The following is a 25,511-nucleotide window of genomic DNA, read 5'->3' as shown; positions in this document are numbered from 1 at the left end:
CCACCCCCGCGGGCCTGGCCGACTCGGCCAGGGCACCGAACACGACCCGGGCGTGTTGACACCAGCGCCAACAATTGGCGCTCATGTCACCACCGGCGACCATGACCGGCCCCCGGGCACGGACACCCGGCCGCCGCAGCGGGCAGTGCCTGGATGCGCTGCCCATGGCGGCTCACACCGCCGCCACCGAGTCGATCACGGAGAAGGGTCGGGTTGCTCGGCGGCGAGATGTTGCCGGAGGTGTCGACGGCGCGGACGACGAACGTGTTGAGGCCCGGCGCGGCCGCGTCGGCGACGGTGGAGGTGTGGCTGATCGGGCTGTGGCTGTCGACCGGTTGCCTGACGCCGTTGACGTAGACGTCGTAGCGCAGCGACGATGCCGGGTCGGCGTCGTCAGACGACGCGTTCCAGGTCAGCCAGGCTTCCTCGCAGCCCGCGGTCGTCTCGCGCAGGTTCGTCGGAGCGGTCGGCGCGACGGTGTCAGTGGCCGGCGGGGTGGTGACGGTGACGACGTTGCTGCTCACCGCGTATCGGCCACGAGCTGGGCGAGAATCGCGCGGCCGACGCCGAGACCCCGTGCCGCGGGACGCACGTACATCCGTCTGACTTCAGCCGTGGCGTCATCGGCGGGCTTGAGCGCGCCGACGCCGACCGGATCGCCGTCGCCGAAGCGGGCCACGACCAGCCGTCGCGCCGGCCGAGCAACTGGGGGAGTTCGCTGCGGAAGGCGTCATGGTGGCGATCCCACGTCATCGCCGGCTACCGCGACGCCAAGCGCGCTTGCGGCGCAGACGCGCGGCGCCGGGTGCAGCTGACCTGACCCGAGGTCCGGACGACACCGTCACACACAACCCCCGTGCGAATGGGATCGCACAGTGCGGCCTATCGGACTTGTCAGGATCTTGACGAGATCGTGACATTCGCAGTAACGTCTTGTTGCACGGCTTCTTTTAAGCCGTAACTAAAGCTTCCGGAAAGGAGCGTGAAGTACGCCTGCGCGCAGCCGTTCCATGGGGCAATGCGCCCTGCTCGGCGCCCCATCGACTTCGTGCATCCGAACCGATTCATCGGCGAAGAGGTGAAAGAGGCATGAGATCCAGACGCTTGTCCGTGATCGCAGCGTTGCTGACGGCGGCCACGTCCTTGGTCGCGCTCGGTCCAGCCCACGGCGCCGCGGGGACGTACTACGTCTCTCCCAACGGCGACGACAACAACAGTGGCCTGTCTCCCAGCGAGGCATGGCGGACCATCGGGAAGGTCAACGCCTTCACCTTCCCCCAGGGGAGTCTCGTCTACTTCGAGGGCGGCCAGACCTTCACCGGCTGCCTGGTGTTCGACTCCGGAAACGTGCCGAACTCCTCGGCGACGACGCCGTTCCGGGTGTACTCCTACGGTTCGGGCCAGGCGACGATCAGGTCCAACTGCACAGGCGACTACTCGGCAGCGGTCACCGTGGACAACGTGAGCGGATTCCGCCTGAACAACGTCAAGCTCGTCAACGGCGGCACGACGGCCGCCGGCGTCCTGCTCCAGAACCAGGAATCCTCGGAACCGACGCAGTCCATCGTCATTTCGAACTCGCGCATCACTGGATTCACCACTCCGGCGGGGAGCTCCAGCAGCTTCGGCGGCGCGATCCAGATCATCGGGTACGCGGTGAACGGCAACAACGGGCCGATGAACGACATCCAGATCCTCGACAACCATCTGTACGGGGCCTCCAAGACCTCGGCCGACGGACCAGCCATCGGGGGCTGGGGCTACGGGCAGAACATCACCGACGTCATGGTCGACGGGAACAACGTCTACAACCTGGGCATGCTCCCCAAGACCGTGGGCGGTGCCATCACCGCGAACGGGTGGAACGGTGCCGTCATCCAGCACAACAAGGTGCACGACATCGGCGCCAACGTGACGTCCTGCGGCGGAACGGCCGGCATCCTCGCCTACACCTCGAGCCACATCACCATCCGCTACAACGAGGTGTACAACGTCGAGCCGTACCCCAGCTATGTCAGCGGCTGCGACTGGGACGGCATCGACCTCGACGGCGGCGTGGACAACTCCGTCGTCGAGTACAACTACACACACGACAACGCGGGTAACGGCCTGCTGGCCTATGTGGACAGCCCCGGCGGGAAGCCGTGGGGGCCGAACACGTTCCGCTACAACATCTCCGAGAACGACGACACCATCAAGGCGCAGGGCGGCCTGATGGGGGTCGTGCCGCGGGCACCGACGGGAGCGCTGTCCATCTACGGCAATACGTTCTTCAGCAACGTCAACCAGAGCTCGAAGAGCACCGCGAGCGCGTGCTTCTTCTTCGGCTACGCCGGCGGGACGTGGGCGAGCGGATCGCAGATCAAGAACAACATCTGCCACCTCGCCAACCGGGACCAGTACGGCCGGCCCGGGCACTTCTACTACAACCCCAACGGTCAGACCGGAATGCCGATCTCGAACAACCTCTACTACACGACCGGCACTCCGTGGTGGCGCTGGGGCGGTACCACGCACAGCTCGTTCGCGGCCTGGCAAGCGGCCGGCCTCGAGACGGGACCGGTGTGGGGCAACCCATTGTTCGCCTCGGCCGGGAACGGCGGCACCTGTTCCTGGACACCGGCATCGGGTACCGGTCCGCAGCCGTGCCCGTCGGCGTATCGACTGCAGTCCGGCTCGCCCGCACTGCGCGCCGGCGTGAACATCGTCGGCAACGGTGGCTTGGACTACTTCCAGGACCCGATCCCGAACCCGCCGAACATCGGCGCCGACGCCGGATAGGAGATTTCGCAGGTCGCCCGGGTGGGCCCGTTTGGGGTCTACCCGGGCGCGACCGTGAGGGCGACGAGCGACGTGTCGCCGCGCGTGGCGGTGACCCGGAGGCGATGCGTGCCCGCGGCGATCGGCACCGGCGTGCGGTACAGGCCTGCGGTGCCGGACGGCTCGAGGCTGACGCCGTCGACGGCGACGTCCGGGAACGCCACGCCACCGACCTCGACGGTGACCTCGAGGACGCCGGGGGCCGCCAGTGTCATCTCGTACTCCACCCAGTCACCGGTGTCCAGCACGACCTCGAATCCTTCGGCGGGCTGGCTGTACGAGGCATGTGCCCAGTCGGGCTCGCCGTCGCCGGTGAACCGGACAGTTACGCCGTCGTCGTCACGGAATCCCGCCAACGGCTGTGCCCCGCGGGGGCGCGACGCGCCGCCGGCGTCGAAGGTGAAGCCCGTCGCCGGCAGCCGGAGCGGGACACGGCGCATCATCGCGTTGACCACATCGGGCCGGTAGGTGCACCGATTGAGTCGCATCCGGTCGAGGAGGTCGTCGAGAACCTTGGCAGCGTCGTCGGCGGACGGTTGCGGAGCCTGTCCTGCTGCCCAGGCGACGATGTCCGACCAGCCGGGAGGCGGGTCGATCGAGCACGGTGACGTCGTGGTGTCGATCTTCTTCCATGGCCAGAAGTTCCAGCCGATCTCGTGGTCCTCGAGGAGCTGGAACATCGTCTGAAACCAGTCGAGGGCGTTCTCGCCGCCCTCGCCCATGTAGATCGGCAGCCCGAGCCGGGTGCGGGCATCGAGGTACTGCTGGATGCTCGGCCGGTCCGGCGGGGACCAGTACTTGTGGAATTGGAGCATGGAGTTGGCGTCCCAGACCTCGGTGAAGATGCTCCAGTTGGTGGCCCAGTGGCTGCCCTCGTAGATGATCAGGTGGTTCGGGTCGACGGCCCGGATGGCCGTGGTGAGGTCTCGGTAGATCCCAGCGAGGTCATCGGCGTACCGGTGCTGGTAGTCATCGGGGATCGGCTCGTTGAGCAGGTCGTAACCGGCGACGACGGTCTCGTCGCGGTACCGGCGCGCGAGCATGCTCCAGAGCTCGATGGTGCGCTCGCGATGGCGCGGGTCCTCGAACAGCTCGGGGCGGCCGTTGGGGGAGTCGTCGATGTTCGTGCCGGTCTGTCCGCCGGGTGCGCCGTGGAGGTCGAGGACGACCCACAGCCGATGCGTGCGGCACCAGTCGATCAGCCGGTCGACCAGGGCGAGGCCGTCGTCCAGCGGCGCAGCGTCGTCGGACATGACGACCCTGGCGTTGATCGCCAGCCGGACGTGGTCGAACCCCTCGGCGGCCATTCGGGCGATGTCGGCCTCGGCGATGAACACGTCGCGGAACCGGCGCCAGAATTCGGTGGCGCGTGGCTGACCCACGAGTGTGCTGATCATCGACTCGATGGCCCGCGGTGATTGCGGGCCGCCATGCAGGACCCACATGTATCCCTCGGGCAGCAGCCAGTTGCCCAGGCCCATGCCGCGCCACTGCAGCCGCCGCCCCTCGCCGTCGACGAGCCGGTCGCCGTCGGCGTGGACGAATCCGTCGAACGTTGCCGCGGTCATGCCGGCCTCGACAGGGCCGCATGGTCGCTGATCAGGTCGCGATACCAGACGGAGCTGGCCTTGAGGATGCGGGCTTGGGTGGCGTAGTCGACATAGATGAGGCCGAACCGCTTGCGGTAGCCCTCGGCCCACTCGAAGTTGTCCAGGAGCGACCACGCGAAGTAGCCACGCAGGTCGACGCCCTCCTTGATGGCATCCCCGGCGGCGGCCAGGTAGCGGCGCAGGTAGTCGACCCGTTCGTGGTCGATCACCTGGCCGTGCGGATCGACGTAGTCGTCGAACGACGCGCCGCTCTCCGTGACGTACAGCGGCAGGTCGGGGAACTCGCCCGCGACGCGGACCAGGACGTTGCGCAACGACTCGGGCTTGACCGACCAGCCCAGCGACGTCAGCGCGGGCTCGGCCGGCGTGTCCCGCGCACGAAGCGGCACCGCCGCGTTCTGGTCGTGAGCCACGACCACCTGCTGGTAGTGGTTGACCCCGAGGAAGTCGATGGGCTCGGCCATGACGGCGTCGTCGCCGGGCCGGAGCAGGTCGGCCAGGCCGTCGGCGCTGTAGAGGTCGAGCACGTCGGCCGGGTAACCGCCGCCGCCGAGCGGGCCGAGGAAGGTCTGGTTGTGGTGGGCGTCCCACCGCCGGCTCGCGGCGATGTCGGCCGGCGCCGACGACGCCGGGACGAAGTCGACGACCAGCTGCGCTGTGCCGACGCTCGCGCCGGGCCGGGCGGCGCGGATGGCCCGCACGGCCAGACCGTGGGCGAGGTTCAGGTGGTGCGCGGCGGCGACGGCGGCCCGCCAGTCCCGGCGGCCCGGGGCGTGCTTGCCCTCGCCGTAGCCGAGGAACGCCTGGCACCACGACTCGTTGGTCGTGATCCAGTCGGCGGCCAGGTCCCCGAGGGCCTCGGCCGTCAGCGACGCGTACTCGGCGAAGCGGTCGATGGTCTCGCGGACCGGCCACCCGCCCGCGTCCTCGAGCTCCTGCGGCAGGTCCCAGTGGTAGAGCGTGACGAACGGCCGGATGCCCAGCGCGAGGAGCCGCTCCAGCTGGGCGCGGTAGTGGGCCACGCCGAGCGCGTTCAGCGGTCCGCGGCCGGTCGGCTGCAGCCGCGCCCACGACACCGAGAACCGGTAGGCGTTCAGGTTCAGGCTCTTCACCAGGTCGAAGTCGTCGCGCCACCGGTGGTAGTGGTCGCAGGCGATGTCGCCGGTGTCGCCGTTCAGCGTGGCCCGTGGAGAGTGCGCGAACGAGTCCCAGATCGACGGTCTGCGCCCGTCGGAGTCGACCGCGCCTTCGATCTGATAGGCGGCGGTCGCGGCGCCCCACAGGAAGTCGGCGGGGAAGGCGTCGAGGCGGGGAGAGTCGTCGGGAGCGGGCGGCAAGGACGCATCGGTCACGTGGGCACCTTCGGCAGGGGAGTGTTTCCTTCGATGAGCTGCTCGAGAGACAGCAGCGCGGCTCCGAGCGCGACGGCGTCGCCGCCCATCGCGGCCGGCTCGAGCGTGAACTGCTCGCCCGGGCGGGCCAGCGAGTGCCGGCGGATCGCCTCGGTGAGCTGTGGTCCGCGGGCGGTCTGGAGCGGCATGCCGGCCCAGCCGCCAAGGATGATCTTTTCCGGGTTGGTCAGGTTCACCAGGTTGGCCAGGCCGATGCCCAGCCGGTCGACCGCCTCGTCGACGATCGCCGCGGCGGCCTCGGCGCCGTCGGCGGCCGCCTCGAGCAGCCTGGCCAGGGCCTCCTCGTCACCGAGATCGTCGAGGTGGTCGCCGGACGCGGCGGCCACCTCGCGCCACCGCGCCACGAGGCTTCCGCCGCCGGCATGGGCTTCGATGCACCCCCGTCCGCCGCATGAACACACCGGGCCGCCGACCGAGATCTTCGTGTGGCCGAACTCGCCGGCGCTGCTGGCCCGGCCGCGCAGCAGCCGGCTGTCGCTGATGATGCCGGCGCCGATGCCGCGGCCGACCAGCACGACGACGCAGTCGTCGACCCCGCGTGCGGCTCCGAACCACTGCTCGGCCATGGTGAGCGTCTTCGCGCCGTTGTCCGCCTGGACCGGCAGGTCCGGGATGGTGACCAGGTCGTTCACGTCCGTCGGTGCCCACCCGAGGTTCTGCGCGTAGATGGTCGTGCGCCCATCGGTCCGCTCGACCAGGCCCGGCACGCCGAGTCCCATGCCCATCACGCGGTCGCGGATGTCCGGGCGGCGGCCCAGGATCGTCTCGACGGCGTCGGTCAACGACCGGCCCACGTCGGCGGGCGAGGCGACGTTGGTGGGGAGCTCAGTGAAGACCCGGTCGACGGTGGACAGCGACAGGTCGAACAGCTCCACCAACACGCCGTTCTCGCCGACGTCGGCGCCGATCAGGTAGGCGCCCTGGGGCCGGGGGGAGAGCCGGGCGATCGGCCGTCCTCCGTTCGACGGCACCGAGCCGACCTCCTCGACGAGCCCGTCGGCGATGAGATCGGTGACGACGTTGGTGATCGTCGCGGTGGACAGGCCACAGCTGGCTGCGATCTCCGCGCGGGTGGTCTCGCCGGCGAGGACGATGCTGCGAAAGGCCCGCGCCCGGTTGCTCCTGCGCAGGTCTCTCACCGTGGAGCCGAGCGCCATGTGTCCTCCCCCAATGCACTGATTCATCTCATAATCTAAGTCATGAACTAACGCGGGGCAAGAACGCTTCACGTGTCCCTGTGCCCGAACACGCGGACCGAGTCGACCTCCATGCGGGCCGGGAAGGCGGCCTCATCGACGCCCTGCTCGCCGCCCCAGAACCCGCCCACGGCGAGGTTGAGGATCAGATGGAACTCGGAGTCGAACGGCCATTCGGCGACCCCGGCGCCCGGATCGCGCGCGTAGCTGAAGTACGTCCGGTCGTCGACCGAGCAGCTGATCGTCTCGTGATCCCAGTCCAGCCGGTAGGTGTGGAAGGTCTGCTGCGCGTCCGGTACCGACGTGGTGGCGGTCCGCTGGGTCTTCGCGACGTGGTTGTAGGCCGCGGTGTGGATGCTCGCGTGGATCACGCCGGGGTCGTGGCCGACGTGTTCCATGATGTCGATCTCGCCATCGCGCGGCCAGCGGCGGTCCGCGTTCGACGACAGCATCCAGATGGCCGGCCAGGTGCCGCGACCCTGCGGCAACCTGGCCACCACCTCGATGCGGCCGTACCGCCAGTCACCCTTGCCGCGTGAGACGAGCCGAGCAGAGGTGAACGGGCGGCCGTGCCAGTCCTCCCGATGCGCTTCGATGACCAGCCGGCCATCCTCGACTCGGGCGTTGTCGAGCCGGCTCTCGGTGTAGAACTGGAGCTCGTCGTTGCCCCAGCCGTGCCCGCCCTCGGCGTAGCTCCATCTGCTCGGGTCGGGCAGGCCGTCCTGGTCGAACTCGTCGCTCCAGTCGGGGTCGGCGGTCATCGTCACCTCGCTACGAGCTCACGACGATGTCGTCGAAGTGCGCGCCGGACGAGTACGTGCGCAGGCCGATGCGTCCGGCGTTCAGCTGGTCGACCGGGTTCGTCCAGTTGATCCGCTGGATGTCGTCGACGAACGCGTCGACGTGCTCGCCGGTGATCTCCACCCGCAGGTCGTAGAACCGGTCTACATAGACGGTCATGGGCTGGCTTGCGACCAACGTGAAGGTTCCGTCCACTCGCTTGTACAGCTCTGCTCGCTGGCTCGAGGCGTTCAGCCGGTACATGTAGAAGTTGCCGGCGTCGGCGTAGCGGAACAGGACGCCGGCGTTCCCGTTGGCCGTCTTCACCTTGGCCCGTAGCTCGACGGCGTAGTCCTGCCACGTCGCGTCGCCGGTGTGGGCGATCGCCTCGCCGGACGTGCTGGTCTGCCGGTAGACCAGGCTGCCCTCGTCGGGCGTGGTGTTCCAGGTACCACCGACGGTGGTCCAGCCGGTAGTCGTGCCGGTCTCGAAGTCGGCGGTGAGCAGCGCGGTGGAGGCGCAGGCGATGGACCCGGTGAACTGGCAGTCGTCGCCCGGCGCGGTGTAGGCGACCCGGTCCACCTGGAACGTCACCGTGCCGCCCGGGTCCTCGAACGTCCCCATCTCCGGGGTGGTCTCGCTGCCCCAGATGTTGAGGAACATGTTCGTCTCCCGGTCAGGGATCTTGGCCGGATCGGTGATCGAGTAGACGAGCTGACCGTTGACGTAGAAGTCGAGCCTGGTGGCCGACCAGTCCACGCCGTAGTCGATGTACCCCTGGTCGAACGGTACCGGCAGATCACGGAACACGGCCGCTTGCGTCTGCGCGTTGATCCAGGTGTCGAACTTGACCCTGCCGGTGTCTACGCCGAGCAGCTTGATGAAGTCGATCGCCTCTTCGGGCGACGAGGTACCGGCGCCGACCCAGGAGAAGAACGACGACATCAACCCGGATCCGGCAACGCCCTTCACCCGCGCCTCGTACACGCCGTAGCCCAGCTTCTCGCGATGCTGGACCTCGGAACACGCGTACTGGCGGTCGCCGATGGTCTTCTTCGCGAACGACAGGTTGAGCGCGCCGCCGCTGGCGACGACCTGCGCGCGGTCCCAGATGCAGTTCATGACGGTGCCGTTGTTCCAGCCGTGCGACACGGCCCACCGTGACGTGTTCAGCGTGTCGAAGTCGTCGACGAACGAGTCGGTCACCGGTGGGACGTCGACGTCGCAGGCGACCGACGTCGCGAACTGGCACTCGTCGCCGGCCCGGGTGAACGCGACGTACTCGTACTCGGCGGTGACCGGTGCGCCCGGGTAGACGAACTCGCCCATCCAGCCGGTAAGGGTGTCCGATCCCCAGATCATCGTGAAGACTTGCTGGCGGTTGGTCGGGATGTCCGCGGGGTCGGTGACGTCCTCGACGAGCTGGCCGTTGATGTAGAAGCGCAGCCGGTCCGGTTCCCAGATCCAGGCGAAGTCCACCCACTGCGTGCTGGTGTCGTAGCCGATGTCCTTGACCCAGGGCCCGCGGCTGCTCCCGTTGACCCACGAGTTGAGGTCGACGTTGGTGGGGTCCTTGCCGAGCACCTCGAAGTCGATCTCGTCGTGCGGATAGCCGTTGTACGGGCCGATGTAGCTGAACAGCGACGAGTTCGTGCCGCTGGCCCGCCCGGCCTGCATCCGGGTCTCGTACGTGCCGTAGCCGTAGCGCTCGCTGGTCTGGATCGCGCCGCACGAGTAGCTTCGGTCCCCGTATGGGGTGTCGTCGAGCGACAACGTGAGGACGCCGCTCGAGGTCGCGACGTTCGCGGCGTTGAACTGGCAGTTCTGATGCGAGCCGTTGTTGTACCCGTCGGGGGTGTACCAGAACACGTTGTCGACGCCGGTGTCGAACTCGTCGACGAACGAGTCCGGGCCGAGGTCGGGTGGCGGCGCGCCCGCGCCACCGGTCAGCGAGACGTCGTCCATGCACAGGGTCCACGGCTGAGCATGACCCCCGGCGTTGAACCGGAAGTATCCGGCGGTGCCGGTGGCGTTGGCCGTGAAGACGAACGAGAGCGTCTGGGCCGTGGTGGTGAGCTGGATGCGCTTGGCGAAGTCGGCGGAGCCCGCGGTGGTGGAGCGGACCACGGGCTGGGTGTACAGCGTGCGGCTGGCCCGGGCGGTGAAGGTCAGCGTGTAGTTCTCGCCGGCCGTCAGGGCGAGGTCACCCTGGTTGACGATCAGTTCGCCGGGCCACGCCGTGCCGCCGGGGATCGCCGCGCACAACTGGCCGTCGACGACCTCCAGTCCGACGCCGGCGGTGGCGGTCCAGGGTGCGACGCCTTCGGCGAAGTCCCCGTTGACGATGAGGTTCTCCTGGGCGGCGGCCGGTGCTGATTGTGCGGATGACGGAGCTGTCACGAGTGCGGAGGCGGCCAGAGCGGCGAGCACGGTCGCAGCCAGGCCGAGTCTGAGTCGCATGGCTCGAGTCCCTTTCCGTTCGCAGCGGATCGATCGGATATGACCTGCCGGGGTAGTGTGCGACCTCCTCTCCGGTTGCCGGGAGATGAACGCGCGACTTCGACTATGCCTTGAATGAAGAGATGTAACAAGGGGGAAACTCTTGACATCGCCGAAACGACGAGTCTTCAATTATGGCTTGAAGGAAGTCTCGTAGCCGAAGCAGACGCCTCGGTCTCCCTGGCATCATTCCTACGGCTCATTGAGGAGCGAGGAGTACCTATGACCATCCGGACACCCCGGGCTCCAGGCAGCAACGCAGCCCCCATCGTGACGCGACGGTCCTTCCTGCGTGCCTCGGCGGCCCTCGGCATCGTCGGAACCGGCGTCGTCGGCCTGGCCGCCTGTTCGGCGGACGACGACGATCCCAGCGGCGGCCCCGAGCCGCTGCCGACCGAACTGGCCGAGGCCACCCTGGTGGTCAGCGACGCCGGTCCGTACAAGGCCGTCCCGGACGAGACGGCTCAAGCCGAGAACCCCTCCAACAAGATCTACGCGGACACCCTGCAGGCATGGCTGGACGAGAACCCGGCCGTGAAGCTCGAAGCCGCCAACGTCGACGTCTGGAACAAGGACGCGATGGTCACGGCCATCGCCGGCGGCACCGCGCCGGCCATCTACTACGCCAACGTCATCGGCGGGTGGAACAACGAGGGCATCAAGCAGGCCTTCGCGCAGCAGCTCGCCGCCGACACCACCGATCTCGTGGCGTCGTTCGACGTCGTCGGCAGGATGACCGACGCCGCGCGTCTGGTCTGGGAGCGCAACTGGGCGATCGACGGCCGCTACTTCGGAGCGCCCCTGACGTTCAGCATCGGCGAGGTCGTGCACTACCGGCGTGACCTCGTCGACCAGCTCGGCCTGCCTCAGCCCCAGCTCGGCTGGACGTGGGCCGACCTGCGGGCGCTGGCGAAGGCGCTGACCGCCGACGGCCGCAAGGGCATCATGCTGCGCACCTCGCCGATGAACGCCGCGTTCAAGACGGCGGAGGGCGCCGACGTGCTCGGGCGACTGCCCAACCCAGACGGACCCTGGTGGTGGCGCTACGACTACGGCATCGACGCCGACTCCCATGCCGAGGCCGTCGCGAACCTACGCGGCATCATCTTCGAGGACGAGTCCGCGCTGGCCGACATCGGTACCGGCGACGACCCGTGGGCGCCGCGGCACGCCTTCAACCGTGGCGAGATCGCCATGCACATCAATTCGATCGACATGCTCCTCCAGGGGCCGGACGCCGAGGACGGACCGGTCGCACTGTCCGACAGCGTCGGCCTTCCGCTGGACGATGTCACCGGCATCGTGGCGCTCCCGGCCGGACTGAACGGCCACGCCAGCCCGAGTTCGTGCGAGAACATCCTCCAGTCCGTCGCCTTCGACCCCGAGCTCGGCGACGACGAGCTGGTCGCGGCGTTCAGCCTGCACATGTACATGAACACCGAGGGCCAGGTGAGCCGGGGCCAGGCGCAGTACGACGCGGCACAGGATCTGCGGTCGGTGTGGCAGGGCGCCCGTGCGTACCCGGTGTTCACCGAGGTCATCGACGGCCTGCCGGGATCGCTAGCGGAGGGCTGGGGCGAGAAGATCGCCGCCTCGGTGCAGGAGATCGCCGAGCTGACCCAGCGTCCCGATCCCGGCTGGTTCGTCCCGGTCGAGTCCAATCCCGGCCCTGGCGACGAGGCCCTGAACGACGCCATGTCGAAGTGGTGGTACGAGCCGTCGGAACCTGACGTCGCCGCGGACCTGGACACCCTCAGCGACGTGCGCAACCAGCAGGCGGCCAGCTTCTCCTCCAGCGTGTCGTGGGACGACTTCGCGGCCGGAGCGAGCGAGTACTACGACGCGCTCTCGGCGCACTGGGAGGAGAACGCGCCGGACTTCCACCGGGACACGTTCAAGCCGTGGCTGGAGGAGCACGTCCGGCCGGCTCTGGGCTGAGGCGCGCGATCATGACCACCGACACCGCCGTCGCCGACGCCACCGCGGCCGAGGACGGTGCCCAGCCGCCGGCGACGCCGAGCCGCTCGCGCCGTCGGCGTCGCCAGCTGTGGATCTTCCTCGCCCCCGCCGTGCTGCTGAACCTCGTGTGGGGCTGGTATCCGCTGGCCACGTCCTTCGTCCTCAGCTTCACCGACGCGCGGCTGCGTGGCGACGTCACGTTCACCGGCTTCGAGAGCTACGAGCGGATGATCAACGACCCGCTGGTCGCGCAGGCGTTCCGGGTCTCGATCATCTTCGCGGTCCTGTCGATCGTGCTGACGTTCGTCGTGCCGATCCTGGTCGCCATCCTGCTCATGGAGATGCCGCGGCGGACCATGCGCTGGATGATGCTCCTCTGGTTCCTGCCGCTGAGCTCGGTGGGCACCGCGATCTTGTGGCGCTATGTGTACAACACCGACTACGGGTTGCTTCAGAGCATCGCGACCGGTCTCGGGTTCGACCGCCAGCCGTTCCTCAACAGCAGCGATCAGGTGTTGTTCTGGCTGGTCATTCCAGGGTTGGTGCTGTACGGGCCGGGCCTGATCTATCTGGCCACGCTCCAGAGCGTGCCGACCTCGTACTACGAGGCGGCCGAGATCGAGGGTGCGGGCTTCTGGCGCAAGATCTGGACGATCTCGCTGCCCCGCATGCGGCCGGTGATCCTGATGATGCTGATGTTCGCGGTCATCGGGAACCTGCAGCAGTTCGAGTGGCCGATGCTCATGACCGACGGAGGCCCTGGCGGGGCCAGCCGGACGGCGGTCATGTACGTCTACGACATCTTGAACCAGCTCCGGTACGCCGATGCGACCGCGTTGTCGATTCTGCTGTTCGCACTGATCATGCTCGTCGTCGCCGTCATGCGGTTCGCGATTCGCGAGGATCCGGACGCGCCGCCGCGACGGAGTCTGCGCGAGCTCGTGACACGAAAGGGTGACCACTGATGGCGGCCCTGCTCCCGAAGGTCGGGATGCGGCAACCGAAGCTCCGGCTCAGCCGCGCCGCCATCGCCGCGTTCCTCGGCCTCGGCGTGCTCCTGCACCTGCTGCCCTTCTACTACATCGTCAGCACCTCGCTGAAGCCAGGCGCCGAGGTGGTCAGCACGCCGCCGACCTTCATCCCGTCCGCGATCACCCTGGACGCCTGGAAGCTCGTCCTGCAGATCGGCGACAACGCCGAGATCGTCCAGCTGGTGCAGGAGCCGTTCTGGGTCTATTTCGTCAACTCGGCGTTCATCACCCTGCTCGCCGTCGGGCTCGGACTCCCGGTGACGGCGCTGGCGGCCTATGCCAACAGCAAATTGCAGAGCGGGCGCAGTGCGCGGCTGTCGTTCCTGTTCTTCATCGGGACGATGATGGTGCCGTTCGTCGTGACGCTGGTGCCGATGTACCTGCTCACGCTCAACTTCCCGTTCACGTTGCCGGACGCGCCGACGATTCCGGGAACCGACTCGGAGTTCCCCACGCTGCGACTGTGGGACACACCGTGGGCGGTGATCCTGCCGGCCATCTTCGTGCCGTTCAACTTCCTGCTGTTCAAAGGGTTCTTCGACACCATCCCCGACTCGGTGATCAATGCCGCCCGCGTCGACGGCGGCTCGGAACTGAACATCTTCCGCCGCATCGTGATGCCGATGGCGGTGCCCGTGTTCGCGGTCACCGCCTACATGAGCTTCGGCTCGGTGTGGGACAACTTCTTGTGGCAGCTGGTCACACTGCAGAGCCCGGACAAGGTGACGATGTCCGTGGCGACCTATCAGCTGATCGACCGGCTGAGCACGAAGGGCACGACGGGCGGCGGCGCGGCCGCCCAGGCGGAGGGGATGAGCGACTTGCTCAACTCCGGCCTGACGTGGAACGGGATGATGGTGCTGGCCATCCTGCAGTCGATCCCGATCTTCATCGCGTTCCTCGTCTGCCGCGAGTACCTGCTGCGTGGTATCAAGATCCGCGGACTGAAGTAAGGGGGTGAGAGATGAGGATCCGGCTGGCTGACGTCACCAAGCGGTACCTGCGCGAGGGCAGCCTGCGGGTCGCCTCGGACGAGCCGCCGGCGCTGGACCACATCAGCCTCGACATCGCCGACGGCGAGACGGTCAGCGTCGTCGGGCCGTCCGGCTGCGGCAAGAGCACGCTGCTGCGGCTGGTCGCGGGCCTGGAGACGGCCGACTGCGGCACCGTCCACTACGACGAGCACGACGTCGCCGACGTCGCACCGCAGGACCGCGGCATCGGCATGGTGTTCCAGGACTACGCGCTGTATCCGACCATGAAGGGCGCCGGGAACCTCAAGTACTACTTCGACGTCCACCGCCGCACCGAGGACGAGGCACGGGCGCGGGCGAAGGAGATCGCCGACATCATGGGCGTCGGGTTCGAGCTGCTGCTCGGGCAGCAGACGACCACGTTGTCGGGTGGCGAGCAGCAGCGGGTGGCGATCGCTCGCTGTATCGTCCGCGACCCCACGCTGTTCCTGATGGACGAGCCGATCGTCAACCTCGACGCGAAGCTGCGCGAGAGCACGCGCATGGAGATGGCGAAGCTGCTCAAGCGGTACGGCATCACGACGATGTTCGTGACGCACGACCAGCAGGAGGCGGTCTTCATGGGGGACCGGATCGCGCTGATGCGAGCCGGCCGGGTGGTCCAGATCGGCACGTTCGACGAGCTGTACTACTCGCCGGTGAACCTGTTCGTCGCCACGTTCTTCGGCAGCCGCCCCCTGGCCGTGCTGCCGGCGACCGTCGCCGATCGCACGGTCCGGTTCGGCGAGGCCGCCTGGCCGCTCCCGGCCGTGCTCGCGGACCGGCTGGAGCCGGGCCCGGTACGGATCGGGGTGCGGCCGGAGGCCTGGCGATTCGCCGGCGCGGAGTCCGGCGGCGGTGCCCGGATGGCCGTCGACCGCATCGAGTCCGTGCCCGCCGAGCGGCTGACCCTGGCGCACGGGACGGTGTCGGGTGCGCGGGTGACCGTCGTCGCGCCGGCCGGGACCGCAGGCGACGTGCTGTGGCTCACGCCCGACTGGGAGGCCGCCACGTTCTTCGCCGCCGACGGCGAGCACGCGCTGCACACGCCCGGAGCGCCCGAGTTCTTCTGACAGTGTTCTCCCGGCCACCCGACTTTTGAAACGGCTTGAAGGAGTAGGACGTGACCATCACCGCCTCCCGGCTGACCAAGCGGTTCGGGGACAAGGCCGCCGTCGACGGCGTCGACTTCGAGGTGGGCGAGAGCGAGTTCTTCGTCCTGGTCGGTCCGTCCGGCTGCGGCAAGACCACCACGCTGCGGATGATCGCCGGCCTGGAGTCGATCGACGACGGCGAGCTGCGGATGAACTCCGTCGTCGTCAACGAGACCCGGCCACGCGACCGCGACATCGCGATGGTGTTCCAGGACTACGCGATCTTCCCGCACCTGTCGGTGCACGAGAACATCGCCTACGGACTGCGGTCGCGGCGGTTGGCCTCGTCGGTGATCAGGCAGAGAGTGCCCGACGCGGCGGCGACGTTCCGGATCGAGCACCTGCTGCGCCGCAAACCGCGGCAGTTGTCCGGCGGCGAGCGGCAGCGGGTGGCGCTCGCCCGGGCGCTGGTGCGCGACGCGCAGGCGTACCTGTACGACGAACCGCTGTCCAACCTCGACGCCCAGCTTCGGCACCAGGCCCGCGAGGACATCCTCGCCCTGCACCAGCGGCAGCGGAAGCCGACGGTCTACGTCACGCACGACCAGTCCGAGGCGATGTCGATGGCCGACAGGATGGCTGTGATGCGCTCGGGGAGGATCGAGCAGGTGGGCACGCCCAGGGAGCTGTACGAGAACCCGGTCAGCACGTTCGTGGCGTACTTCATCGGCACCCCGAGCATCAACCTGTTCCAGGCCACGCTGCGCGCCGAGGTCGAGGACGTGTGGCTCGAGGCTCCGGCGTTCTCGCTGCGGTTGCCGCCGTCCAGGGCAAGGGCCCTGGCCGGCCACGTGGGCGGGCCGATCACCGCCGGAATCCGGCCCGAGGACCTGCATCCGCCGCGGCAGGCGCCGTTCGAGGTCGGCGAGCACAACACGATGACGGCGCGGGTCGACCTGGTCGAGCCGACGACGGCGGGCTCGACGGTCTACGCGACGATGCCGGGTCCGGCCGGTGATCTCGACGTCGCCGCCAGCTTCGGCGCCCGGCTGCCGGACCGCTTCGTCGGCCAGGAGGTGCCCCTCGCCGTCGACCTGGAAAAGGTGCACCTGTTCGACGCGGTGACCGAGCGCTCCGTGCTCGTGGACGCGCGGGCTGCGTAGGCCATGCCGTTCTTCGACGACGCCGGCATCGTCCGCGAGAACCACCGCGGGCCGGTGATCGGTGCCCTGGCGGTGTTCGGCGAGCAGGTCGAGCGGATGGTCGGGGTGAGCCTTGCCTGGGCCGTCACGCTGGCGCCGGCGGCGGCGGCGTTCGCGCTGCCCGGGCTGCCGGCTGGGGTGCGGGCGGTCATGTTCGTCGTGTCGAGCCTGGCCGTGGTGCCCGCGACCGGTGCGCTGTACCGGCTCGCGGCCACGGCCCTGGACGGCGACGAGGTGGGTGTACGCGCGGCGATCGACGCGGTGCGATCGAGCTGGCTGACGAGCCTGCGCGTCCTGGGCCCGCTGTACGGGGCCGTCACCGCGCTGGTGCTGACCGCGATCTTCGCGACCGGTCTGCACCCCGTCGCCGCGGTGGTGGCGCAGGTCGCGACGCTGCTGGCGCTCACGGCGTCGATGTTCTGGGGTCCGTTGCTGGCCCGGGTGCCCGACGCGAGCACCGTCGGTGTGCTGCGGGGATCGCTGCTGCTGGCCTGGCGCTCCCCGGCTCTGGCGGCGGGGGTCGGCCTCGTCACGCTGGTGTTCGTCGCCATCGGTGTGCTGACGATCGCGGGCATGGCTCTGGCGGTGCCGGCGGTGCTGGGGTTGCTCCACACGAACCTGGTCGATCACGCGGGAGGCATGGATGGGTGAGCTCGAGGTCCGGGGCGTTTCGAAGCGGCTCGGCGGTCATCAGGCGGTCGACGACGTCAGCTTCACCGTCGCCACGGGTGAGCTCTTCGTCATCCTCGGCACGTCCGGCAGCGGGAAGTCGACCCTCCTGCGCCTGATCTGCGGGCTGGAGCGGCCGGACGCCGGCCAGATCCTGCTCGACGGACGGGAGATCCATACACTGCCGCCGCGCCAGCGCAACCTCGGCATGGTCTTCCAGGACTACGGCCTGTATCCGGCCATGGACGTCCGCGGCAACATCGCCTACGGCCTGGAGTCTCGCGGCGGCCTGCCGAAGGACGAGATCCAGCGGCGCGTGGTGGAGGCGGCCGGCAAGCTCGGCCTCGGCGAGATGCTGGGCCGGTCGACCCAGGACCTGTCCGGCGGCGAGCAGCAGCGAGTGGCTCTGGCCAGGGCCATGGTCAAGGACGCCGACGCCTACCTGTTCGACGAACCGCTGTCCAACCTCGACCCGAAGCTGCGCCATCACGCCCGGCGCGACATCGTCGCGGTGCACCGCGAGAAGAAGCGGCCCAGTGTCTACGTCACCCACGACCAGAGCGAGGCCTTTGCCATGGCCGACCTGGTAGCGGTGATGTCGCATGGGCGGGTGCAGCAGGTCAGCACGCCCGACGAGCTGCTGTCGGCGCCGGCGAACACCTTCGTGGCGCGTTTCGTGGGCAGCCCGCCGATGAACCTGGTTCCGGCGGCGCTCGATGGCGGCGTGGCCCGCGCCTCCGGCGTCGAGGTGCCGATCGAGCGGGTCGCCCGCTCCGGATCCGGCCGGGTCATCGTCGGGTTCCGGCCCGAGTCGATGCGGCCGGCACACACCGCGTCCGCGGCGTTGTCCGGAACCGTGGTCGACGTCGAGGAGGGCTTCGTCGAGCAGATCGTCCGGTTCACCACGGGTGACGGGACCGAGGTGACGGCGGTGCTCGAGGACGACCTGCCGATCGGACCCGGTGATCCGGTGGCGTTCGACGTCGACGGTCACGTTCATCTCTTCGACCCGGTCACCGAGCAGGCGATCCCGCGTGCGTGAGCTCCGGGACGGCGGGGCGGCCGCCGTCGCGTCACTCGCGGCCGGAGTCGAGACGCTGGGTGCGGTGCTGGCCCGCACCTACGGCCCGGTCGCCGGCACGGTGCTCCTCGACAGCGGCCGGGCGCTGCCGGAGGTCGTCGAGGACGGCGGACTGCTGGCCCGCCGGATCACCGGCCTGCCCGACCGGCGCGGGCACGCCGGGGTGATGGCCCTGCGTGACACGTGCCTGGCCACCCGCCGACGGTACGGCGACGGCGCGGCGACCGTGGCGGTGCTGGCCCGCTCGATGGTGGCCCAGGCGAGCCGGCTGGTCGTGGCCGGCGCACATCCGGTGTCGCTGCGTCGTGGCATCGAACGCGGCGTGACGGCGGCAAGTGCGGCGCTCACCGCCACGGCCACGGCCGTCAGCAGTGACGACGACCTGCGCCGGCTCGCGGCCGGAGCGTGTCACGACAGCGAGGTGAGCGAGGTGCTCGCCGAGCTGTTCGGTCTGCTCGGCGAGCGGGCCGGTTTGATCGTCGAGGAACGCTCCACACCCGGTGTCGAGCGCGGGTACGTCGACGGCGCGAGGTGGCGCGCCAAGCCGGCGTTCCGCGAGGTGGTGCCGGACGGATCGACAGACGTGGCGCTCCGGGACCCGGAGATCGTGGTCGCGGACGCAACGCTCACGGCGGTCGAGGACGTCGTACCGGCGCTGGAACACGCGCTGGCGTCGCGGCGGCCGCTGCTGCTGGTCGTGCGCGGGATCGAGAGCGCGGCGAAGGCCGCCGTGCTCGGCAACAGGGCGCGATCGACGATCATCCCGATGCGGCTGGCCTCGGTCGAGCGGCAGGTTCCAGATGACATCGCCGACCTCGCACTCTTGACCGGCGCTACGGTGCTCGGCGACGTCCTGGGGCGACCGCCTCGAACGCTCCGCCCGGCTGACTGCGGGCGGGCCCGGCTCGTCGTTCTCACCCGGCGGCACGTGACCGTCAGCGGAGGTGCGGGCACGCCGGCCGGCGCCGAAGCGCGAGCCGGCCAGCTGCTCGGACGGGCGGCGGCGATCGAACGCGGCTCCGACGAATGGCGGGCGGCCCGGATGCGGATCGCCCGCCTGTCGGGTGCCCAAGGGGTGATCGTCGTCGGCGGATACACGGCGGGCGAACGGCAGTTGCGCGCGGACCGCGTCGCGAAGGCGCAGCGGGTGCTCGAACTGGCGGCGCGCGGTGGGGCGGTGCCGGGCGGCGGCGTGGCCCTCCTCGAGTGCGCCGAGGCCGTCCGCGCCGCCCGTTCCGGCTGTGCCGGCATCGACGAGGCATGGGGCGTCGACCTCGTGGCCACGGCCCTGAGCGCGCCGCTGCGCCAGCTGGTCGACAACTACCGGAGCCGGCACGAGGCACCGCATCCAGACCTGGCGCTGGCGCGAATCGCCGATCTCGGCCAGGGATGGGGATTCGACGCCCAGCAGGGCGAGTTCGCGCCGATGGCCAAGGCGGGCGTCCTGGACGCGGCCGGGGTTCTGACGGGGGCGGTCGAGGCCGCCGGCAGTCTCACGGCGACGCTCGTGAGCAGCGCCGCCGTGGTCACTGCGCGGAGACGGGCGGCGTCATGACGAACGCCTGGCGACGGCTCGCCGATGCCCACGTGCCGGCGGCCGTCCTCGCCGTCCTCTCCGAGCCGGCCACGAGTGCGAACGCGAGCGGTGACGTGATCGTGGGCGGCGCCGGCGGGGTCGCGATCGGAGCGCCAGACGGATCGTGGACGGCTGCCGACCCGGGGATCGGCGCGGTCGCCGGCGTCGTCCGGGCCGGTAGCGTGTTGCTCGCCGGTGGTGCCAGCGGCATCGCCCGATCGAGCGACGGGGGCCGGACCTGGCGGCGGGCGGTCGTGCACGGCGTCGCGGCACCGGTCACGTCGCTGGTGGCCGCAGGCGGGAACACGCTCGCCGGCACGCTGGGCAGCGGAGTGCTGCGCAGCGCCGACGACGGCCGGACCTGGGCGCCGGCCGGCTTCGGCCTGGCCAGCCACGACGTGTCGGCCTTGGCGTTCGTCGACGACCACATGGTGCTCGCCGGCACCGACGACGGCATCCACGCCTCACCCAACGCCGGCCGAGCCTGGCGGCAGGTGGCCGGTACCAGCGGTCTGGGCGTGACAGCGCTCGCCGTGCACGGCGACGTCGCCTGGGCCGCCGCCGAGACCGGGGAGGTACTGGTGTCCTCCGACGGCGGGCGGGCCTGGACCCGGCGCGGCCCGCTCCCGGCTCGTGCCGTGCCGTCGGCGCTGGAGACGAACGGCGATGTCGTGGTGGTCGCGACGGACGCCGGCATCCTGCGCTCGGCCGACGGCGGGGAGACCTGGGACAGCGCGCACCGGGAGCCGGTGTTCACGCTCGCCATCGCTGCCGGGGGAGAGCTGATCGCCGGGACAGGCTCGGGTCTCGTGTCGAGCGGTGACGACGGGCGGACGTGGTCGCCCCGCGGCGGTGCGCCTCCGGTCCACGACGTGTCCAGGCTGGTCGTGACCGGTGCAGAGGTACTCGCCTACGGGCCGATGGCCGGAGTCGTGCGGTGTGTCGCGGGCGTGCCGATGGTCGCGGCGCCTCGGCCGGTGTCCGTCGTCACCGCCGGGCCGCACGGCGTCGTGCTCGCGGCGGGTCCCGGGGGCCTCGCGCGGTCGACCGACGCGGGACGCTCATGGGTGAACGTGCTACCTGGTGATGCCGGCTTCGTCCACGTCCTCGCACCGGCAGAGGACGGATCCTGGTGGGCGGCCAGCGCCGACGGTGCGCGGCTGCTCCGCTCCGCCGACGGTGGCCGCACCTGGGTGAACCTATCGTCGCCATGGGGAACGGCGACGGTGCTCGCGCTCGCCGCCCGGGCCGATACCGTCCTGGCCGCCACGTACGACGCCCCCGGTGCTGCCGTGGACCTGTGGCGCGGCCGCGTCGACGGTCCATGGTCGCATTCGGGACGCGTGCCTACGCCGCGTCCGTCGGTGCAGCTGTCCCTCGACCCGCCGGCCGCCGCGTTCGACGGCCGATGGGTGTACGGCAGTGAGCGCGGGTGGCGCCCCGGCGACGGACCGGCGGGCCGGCTGCGCAGACTCATCGGCGCCGGCGGCCGGCTGTTCGCCCTCACTGAAACGGTGCTGGCCGAGTCGGCCGACAGCGGCAGGACCTGGAACCCCATCGCCGGCTTCGACGCCGCGCAGGTGGCCGACGTCGCGGCATCAGGAGCCGCGACCGTTCTCCTCACATCCTCGGGAGAGTTGTGGACGACAGCTGGCTGATCACTCACGCCCGCCAGACCGGCGACCGCTATTACGACCCCGGCGAGCGGCTGCTGCGCCTTCCGCCGAACGGCAACTCCGTTCATACGGCGCTCGACGACATGTGGGTCCATCCCTTCCGGCAGAGCGCCGCCTACGCCCTTGCGGTCCTGGAGTCCCGCACGGGCGGCCCGGCGGCCGAAGTCCTGCGGCGGGTCGCCCGTGCACAAGACGCCGATCCCACTTCCCCGACCTACGGCGTCTGGAGCTATGTGGCCGAGGAGCCTCTGGCGCAGATGCGCCGTCCGGACCTCAACTGGGCCGACTTCATCGGGCACGAGCTCCTGCATGTGGCGGTCCGGCATCGCGATGCACTGCCGGCCGACGTGCTCGACGAGGTGCACGGCGCGATACACCGCGCGGCCACGGCGATCCGGCGTCGCGACGTCCACGTGGCGTACACCAACATCGCGGCGAAGGGCACGTTCGTGACGCTCGCGGCGGGAGAGCTGCTCGCCGACGACGAGCTCCTGGCATACGGACGCGACCGGATGGAGCGGTTCTTTGCCGAGATCGACCATCGCGGCATCCATGAGTACAACAGCCCGACGTACTGGCTGGTCACGTGCGCTGCGATGACGGCGATCCTGCGGTACGTCGCGGATGCCCGATCTCGGGAGCTGGCGTGCATCCTCCATGACCGGCTGTGGACCCACCTGGTCAGCCGGTGGCACGCCGCTACGGGCCAGTTCGGCGGGCCGATGTCGCGCGCCTATGCCAGCGACCTGGCCGACAACCTGCCGCTCCACGCGTACGTCGCTCAGGCCACCGGCTACAGGGCGCCGTTCGACGCCCTCCCTGACATCGGGAGCCGGCAGCCCTACCACGCGATCGGGCTCGCTTCCGCCGTCGTGCTCCGCCCGGAGCCGCCGCCGGCCGTCGTCGCGGCCCTCATCGGGCCGGGCGTGATCGACGAACGCCGAGAGCTGTTCGAGACCGGCGCGCCGGATGTCGTCGGGACCACCTGGCTCGGCCCGGCGGCCACGCTCGGCTCGGTCAGCCACGCCGACAGCTGGTTCCAGCGGCGCAACCTCCTGTGCTTCTGGCGGAGCGACGACGGCCCGTTGTGGCAGAACCCCGTGTCGTACGCCCGGCTGCGGGTGACGAAGGACGACCACGACTTCGTCTCCGGTGTGTTCTCGTCGGTCCAGTCCGGCCCGCACGCCCTCTGGCACGTGGGCCTGGCCAGCCCAGGCGGCGACCGCCACGTGGTCCGGGACGAGATCACCGGTCCCACGCGCCTCCGGTCGCTGCGGGTCTCGATCGAGTTCGGCCGCCTCGCCGATCCGGTGGTCACCGTCGGCGGCCGGGTGGCCGGGCCCAGCGAGGGGTTCACGCTCGACGACGAGGTGGCCGTCCGCAGTGGCGACGTGACCGTCGTGCTGCGGTTCTCGGGCGCGGAGTTCGGCGGCCGGCCAGCCGGCAGCGAGCCGCCACGGGGCCGGATCCGGGTGGACGACGCCGGCCGGCTGCTCGTCGACCTCGACCTCCTCGACGCGCCGGAACCGGTGGACGTCGATCTCTCTCGCGCCGGTGCGGTGTGGGCGGCCGGCACGGTCACGGTGGTCGAGCACGTCGACGACGCTGCCACGAACGCGCCCACACCACGAGCCCGGCTCGAACGACTGACCGACGACTGTGTGCGGCTGACGTGGACGCCGGGACGACGACTGGACCTGCGCGCCCGGACCGCGGTCGGCACGACCCAGGACCACGCCGCCACGTACCAGGGGCTCGTCGACGGCGTACCGATCACTCGAGAAAGGGCGGAAGCACGTGGCTGAGACGACACCAGGGGATTCGATCCGGGTCGCGCTCGTCGGCGCCGGGCTCATCGCGGACCTCCGGCACCTCCCGGCGTTCCGCGACGTCGGGCCTGCCGCCGAGGTCGTCGCGCTGGTCGACGTCGATCCGGAGCGCCTGGGTCAGGTCGCCTCCGCGTGGGACATCCCGGGGCGCTATACCGCCCTGGACCGGATGCTCGTCGACGAGGATCCGGAACTTGTCGTCCTGTGCACGCCACCCCACCTGCACAGGGACCAGGTCGCCGCCGTCCTGGAGTCCGGCGCCTGGGCCTGGTGCGAGAAGCCGCCGACGCTGTCGCTGGCGCAGTTCGACGCCATGGTGGCGGGCGAGCGGGACGGCGGCCCCTACGCTCCGATCGTGTTCCAGCAGCGGTTCGGCTCCGGCGCCCGGCACGCGCGGGAGCTGCTGTCGTCGGGGGCGGTGGGGCGGCCGCTGTTCGCCCACTGCGACACGTCGTGGTTTCGCGACGACGCCTACTTCTCCGAGTCGTGGCGCGGATCGTTCACCGGCGACGGCGGCCCGCTGATGGCGCTGGGCATCCACCAGATCGACCTGCTGCTGATGCTCCTCGGTCCCTGGCAGGAGGTGGCCGCGTTGACCGCGTCGACCGGCCGGGACGTCGAGACCGGCGACGTGAGCGCGGCCGCTGTCCGGTTCGAGAACGGCGCCCTGGCCTCCGTCACCACCAGTGCCGTGTCGCCCCGCCAGCGCAGCCACATCCGGGTGGACGCCGAGCGGGCGACCATCGAGGTGCACTTCCTCTACGACCACGGCAACACGGACTGGTCGCTGACGCCCGCACCCGGCGTCGACGACGCAACGGCCGCGACGTGGGCGAACTCGTTGCCGGACACCCGCAGCGGCCACCTGGCGCAGCTGCGCGCCGTCCTCGCCGATCTCCGGGCCGGCCGCCGCCCGGAGACCAGCGGCGACGGGGGACGCGGCGCCCTGGAACTGGTCACCGCCGTCTACCGGTCCGCGATCACCGGTGAGGTCACCAAACGCGGGCAGATCACGCCCGACGACCCCTTCTACCACCGGCTCGACGGCCGGCCGGGAGGCGCTCGATGAGCGACCGACGACTTCAGGTCACCCACGCGCACGGTGCCGACGTCACCGTTTCGTTCGCCGACGTGCCGATCGCGCGGTACGTCTACGCGCCGGACCCGGACACCTTCGAGGCACCGAAGCCGTACCTGCATCCGCTGCGGACGATCGCCGGCGACGTCGTGACCGGGTACCGCCCGCATGACCACCGCTGGCACAAGGGCCTGCAGCTGACCGCCACCGACGTCTCCGGCCACAACCTGTGGGGCGGCAACACGTACGTCCCGGACCGTGGCTACGTGCGGCTGGACAACGTCGGCGCGATGCGGCCGGACGGCGACGTTGCCGTCGCCGCCGAGGACACGCGGGTACGGGTGCGGCAGGACCTGACCTGGACCACCGCGGCCGGCGACCGGCTGTGCACGGAACGCCGGGCGCTGGTGTTCGGCGACGTCGACGAGGCAGCGGGCAGCTGGACCCTGGCATGGACGTCGGAGATCACGAACGCGACCGCCGAGCCGCTCGTGTTCGGCAGCCCCACCACCCACGGCCGGCCGAACGCCGGGTACGCCGGGCTGTTCTGGCGGGGCCCGAGGTCGTTCACCGGCGGCCAGGTGCTCGGTCCGCGAGGTGAGGCCGACGCCGACGAGTTCCGCGGCACCGCCGCGACGGAGGCGCCCTGGCTGGCGTTCGTCGGGCACCACGACGAGGTCGACCGCAGTTCGACGCTGGTTTTCGTCGACGACCGGGACGTACCGGGCACTTGGTTCGTCCGTGCCACGGAGTTCGCCGCCGTCAACCCGTCATGGGCCTTCCACGAGACGTTCGCGCTCGCGCCCGGCGCCACCACGCGCCGGGCGTACCAGGTGGCCGTCGCCGACGGCGCCTGGGATCACGCGCGGGTCGACGCATGGGTGTCCGCGCGGATCGGCTCATGATCACCGGCACGCCACAGCCTCCGCTGACTGGCGACACCCATCGGCCCAGGCGGGCCACTCAACGATCGTCGTCGCACGCGG

The 25,511-nt window shown here is 70.1% G+C and carries 19 protein-coding genes and 1 pseudogene; 13 read left to right on the top strand and 7 right to left on the bottom strand.

Annotated elements, in window-relative coordinates:
- Positions 1–86 precede the first annotated feature (86 nt).
- Positions 87–524, bottom strand: coding sequence for a hypothetical protein (locus E1262_RS01935; RefSeq protein WP_132101359.1), 438 nt, complete (start codon positions 522–524; stop codon positions 87–89).
- Positions 521–688 (bottom strand): annotated as a pseudogene (locus tag E1262_RS01930) (GNAT family N-acetyltransferase); the annotation flags it as partial. The gene E1262_RS01935 and the pseudogene E1262_RS01930, both read right to left, overlap by 4 nt.
- 401 nt (positions 689–1,089) lie before the next feature.
- Between E1262_RS01930 and E1262_RS01925 the strand changes: the two are divergent.
- A complete protein-coding gene (locus E1262_RS01925) occupies positions 1,090–2,781 on the top strand; it encodes a right-handed parallel beta-helix repeat-containing protein (protein WP_132101357.1) in 1,692 nt (563 codons plus the stop codon).
- A 38-nt stretch (positions 2,782–2,819) separates the two neighbouring features.
- Here the strand turns inward: E1262_RS01925 and E1262_RS01920 are convergent, their stop codons facing one another.
- The 5 genes from E1262_RS01920 to E1262_RS01900 all read right to left on the bottom strand — a co-directional run bounded on the left by E1262_RS01920 (position 2,820) and on the right by E1262_RS01900 (position 10,278).
- Entirely contained in the window at positions 2,820–4,388 is a 1,569-nt protein-coding gene (locus E1262_RS01920; protein ID WP_132101356.1) for a cellulase family glycosylhydrolase, read from the bottom strand.
- On the bottom strand, positions 4,385–5,782 hold the full coding sequence (locus E1262_RS01915) for a GH1 family beta-glucosidase (protein WP_238992793.1): 1,398 nt from the start codon (positions 5,780–5,782) through the stop codon (positions 4,385–4,387). The genes E1262_RS01920 and E1262_RS01915 overlap by 4 nt, the downstream gene beginning before the upstream one ends.
- A complete protein-coding gene (locus E1262_RS01910) occupies positions 5,779–6,999 on the bottom strand; it encodes an ROK family transcriptional regulator (protein WP_203453450.1) in 1,221 nt (406 codons plus the stop codon). Before E1262_RS01910 ends, E1262_RS01915 begins: the two co-directional genes overlap by 4 nt.
- Before the next feature lie 68 nt (positions 7,000–7,067).
- Entirely contained in the window at positions 7,068–7,799 is a 732-nt protein-coding gene (locus E1262_RS01905) for a glycoside hydrolase family 16 protein (RefSeq protein WP_132101354.1), read from the bottom strand.
- Between the two features lie 10 nt (positions 7,800–7,809).
- Entirely contained in the window at positions 7,810–10,278 is a 2,469-nt protein-coding gene (locus tag E1262_RS01900) for a family 16 glycosylhydrolase (protein ID WP_132101353.1), read from the bottom strand.
- Between the two features lie 309 nt (positions 10,279–10,587).
- Between E1262_RS01900 and E1262_RS01895 the strand changes: the two genes are divergently transcribed.
- The 12 genes from E1262_RS01895 to E1262_RS01840 are packed head-to-tail and all read left to right on the top strand — an operon-like array spanning position 10,588 to position 25,430.
- Positions 10,588–12,255, top strand: a complete 1,668-nt coding sequence (locus E1262_RS01895; RefSeq protein ID WP_162605723.1) for an ABC transporter substrate-binding protein — start codon at positions 10,588–10,590, stop codon at positions 12,253–12,255.
- 11 nt (positions 12,256–12,266) lie between these two features.
- Positions 12,267–13,241: a carbohydrate ABC transporter permease gene (locus E1262_RS01890; RefSeq protein ID WP_132101351.1), complete on the top strand. Its 975-nt coding sequence runs from the start codon at positions 12,267–12,269 to the stop codon at positions 13,239–13,241.
- Positions 13,241–14,260 carry a carbohydrate ABC transporter permease gene (locus E1262_RS01885; RefSeq protein ID WP_132101350.1) on the top strand — a complete coding sequence of 340 codons (1,020 nt, stop codon included), beginning with the start codon at positions 13,241–13,243 and terminating at the stop codon, positions 14,258–14,260. Before E1262_RS01890 ends, E1262_RS01885 begins: the two co-directional genes overlap by 1 nt.
- A gap of 11 nt (positions 14,261–14,271) precedes the next feature.
- On the top strand, positions 14,272–15,393 hold the full coding sequence (locus tag E1262_RS01880; RefSeq protein ID WP_132101349.1) for an ABC transporter ATP-binding protein: 1,122 nt from the start codon (positions 14,272–14,274) through the stop codon (positions 15,391–15,393).
- 50 nt (positions 15,394–15,443) lie between these two features.
- Positions 15,444–16,577: an ABC transporter ATP-binding protein gene (locus E1262_RS01875; RefSeq protein ID WP_132101348.1), complete on the top strand. Its 1,134-nt coding sequence runs from the start codon at positions 15,444–15,446 to the stop codon at positions 16,575–16,577.
- A gap of 3 nt (positions 16,578–16,580) precedes the next feature.
- Entirely contained in the window at positions 16,581–17,267 is a 687-nt protein-coding gene (locus E1262_RS01870; protein ID WP_132101347.1) for a hypothetical protein, read from the top strand.
- Positions 17,260–18,327: an ABC transporter ATP-binding protein gene (locus E1262_RS01865; protein WP_132101346.1), complete on the top strand. Its 1,068-nt coding sequence runs from the start codon at positions 17,260–17,262 to the stop codon at positions 18,325–18,327. Before E1262_RS01870 ends, E1262_RS01865 begins: the two co-directional genes overlap by 8 nt.
- Positions 18,320–19,921, top strand: a complete 1,602-nt coding sequence (locus E1262_RS01860) for a TCP-1/cpn60 chaperonin family protein (protein ID WP_162605722.1) — start codon at positions 18,320–18,322, stop codon at positions 19,919–19,921. Before E1262_RS01865 ends, E1262_RS01860 begins: the two co-directional genes overlap by 8 nt.
- Complete coding sequence (locus E1262_RS01855) at positions 19,918–21,600, top strand: WD40/YVTN/BNR-like repeat-containing protein (RefSeq protein ID WP_132101344.1); 1,683 nt, start codon at positions 19,918–19,920, stop codon at positions 21,598–21,600. The genes E1262_RS01860 and E1262_RS01855 overlap by 4 nt, the downstream gene beginning before the upstream one ends.
- On the top strand, positions 21,582–23,423 hold the full coding sequence (locus tag E1262_RS01850) for a hypothetical protein (RefSeq protein ID WP_132101343.1): 1,842 nt from the start codon (positions 21,582–21,584) through the stop codon (positions 23,421–23,423). Before E1262_RS01855 ends, E1262_RS01850 begins: the two co-directional genes overlap by 19 nt.
- A complete protein-coding gene (locus E1262_RS01845; protein WP_203453449.1) occupies positions 23,416–24,516 on the top strand; it encodes a Gfo/Idh/MocA family protein in 1,101 nt (366 codons plus the stop codon). The genes E1262_RS01850 and E1262_RS01845 overlap by 8 nt, the downstream gene beginning before the upstream one ends.
- Entirely contained in the window at positions 24,513–25,430 is a 918-nt protein-coding gene (locus E1262_RS01840) for a DUF6807 domain-containing protein (RefSeq protein WP_132101342.1), read from the top strand. Before E1262_RS01845 ends, E1262_RS01840 begins: the two co-directional genes overlap by 4 nt.
- Positions 25,431–25,511: the final 81 nt, after the last annotated feature.

The organism is Jiangella aurantiaca, assembly GCF_004349105.1.
GTDB lineage: Bacteria > Actinomycetota > Actinomycetes > Jiangellales > Jiangellaceae > Jiangella > Jiangella aurantiaca.
The sequence above is the reverse complement of the archived record's forward strand: the minus strand, read 5'-3'. Positions and strand labels throughout refer to the sequence as shown.

Coding starts and splice junctions, on each gene's coding strand:
- E1262_RS01865 (WP_132101346.1), top strand. CDS start 17,260: ATGGGTGAGCTCGAGGTCCGGGGCGTTTCGAAGCGGCTCGGCGGTCAT.
- E1262_RS01920 (WP_132101356.1), bottom strand. CDS start 4,388: ATGACCGCGGCAACGTTCGACGGATTCGTCCACGCCGACGGCGACCGG.
- E1262_RS01905 (WP_132101354.1), bottom strand. CDS start 7,799: ATGACCGCCGACCCCGACTGGAGCGACGAGTTCGACCAGGACGGCCTG.
- E1262_RS01855 (WP_132101344.1), top strand. CDS start 19,918: ATGACGAACGCCTGGCGACGGCTCGCCGATGCCCACGTGCCGGCGGCC.
- E1262_RS01890 (WP_132101351.1), top strand. CDS start 12,267: ATGACCACCGACACCGCCGTCGCCGACGCCACCGCGGCCGAGGACGGT.
- E1262_RS01840 (WP_132101342.1), top strand. CDS start 24,513: ATGAGCGACCGACGACTTCAGGTCACCCACGCGCACGGTGCCGACGTC.
- E1262_RS01900 (WP_132101353.1), bottom strand. CDS start 10,278: ATGCGACTCAGACTCGGCCTGGCTGCGACCGTGCTCGCCGCTCTGGCC.
- E1262_RS01885 (WP_132101350.1), top strand. CDS start 13,241: ATGGCGGCCCTGCTCCCGAAGGTCGGGATGCGGCAACCGAAGCTCCGG.
- E1262_RS01870 (WP_132101347.1), top strand. CDS start 16,581: ATGCCGTTCTTCGACGACGCCGGCATCGTCCGCGAGAACCACCGCGGG.
- E1262_RS01910 (WP_203453450.1), bottom strand. CDS start 6,999: ATGGCGCTCGGCTCCACGGTGAGAGACCTGCGCAGGAGCAACCGGGCG.
- E1262_RS01880 (WP_132101349.1), top strand. CDS start 14,272: ATGAGGATCCGGCTGGCTGACGTCACCAAGCGGTACCTGCGCGAGGGC.
- E1262_RS01925 (WP_132101357.1), top strand. CDS start 1,090: ATGAGATCCAGACGCTTGTCCGTGATCGCAGCGTTGCTGACGGCGGCC.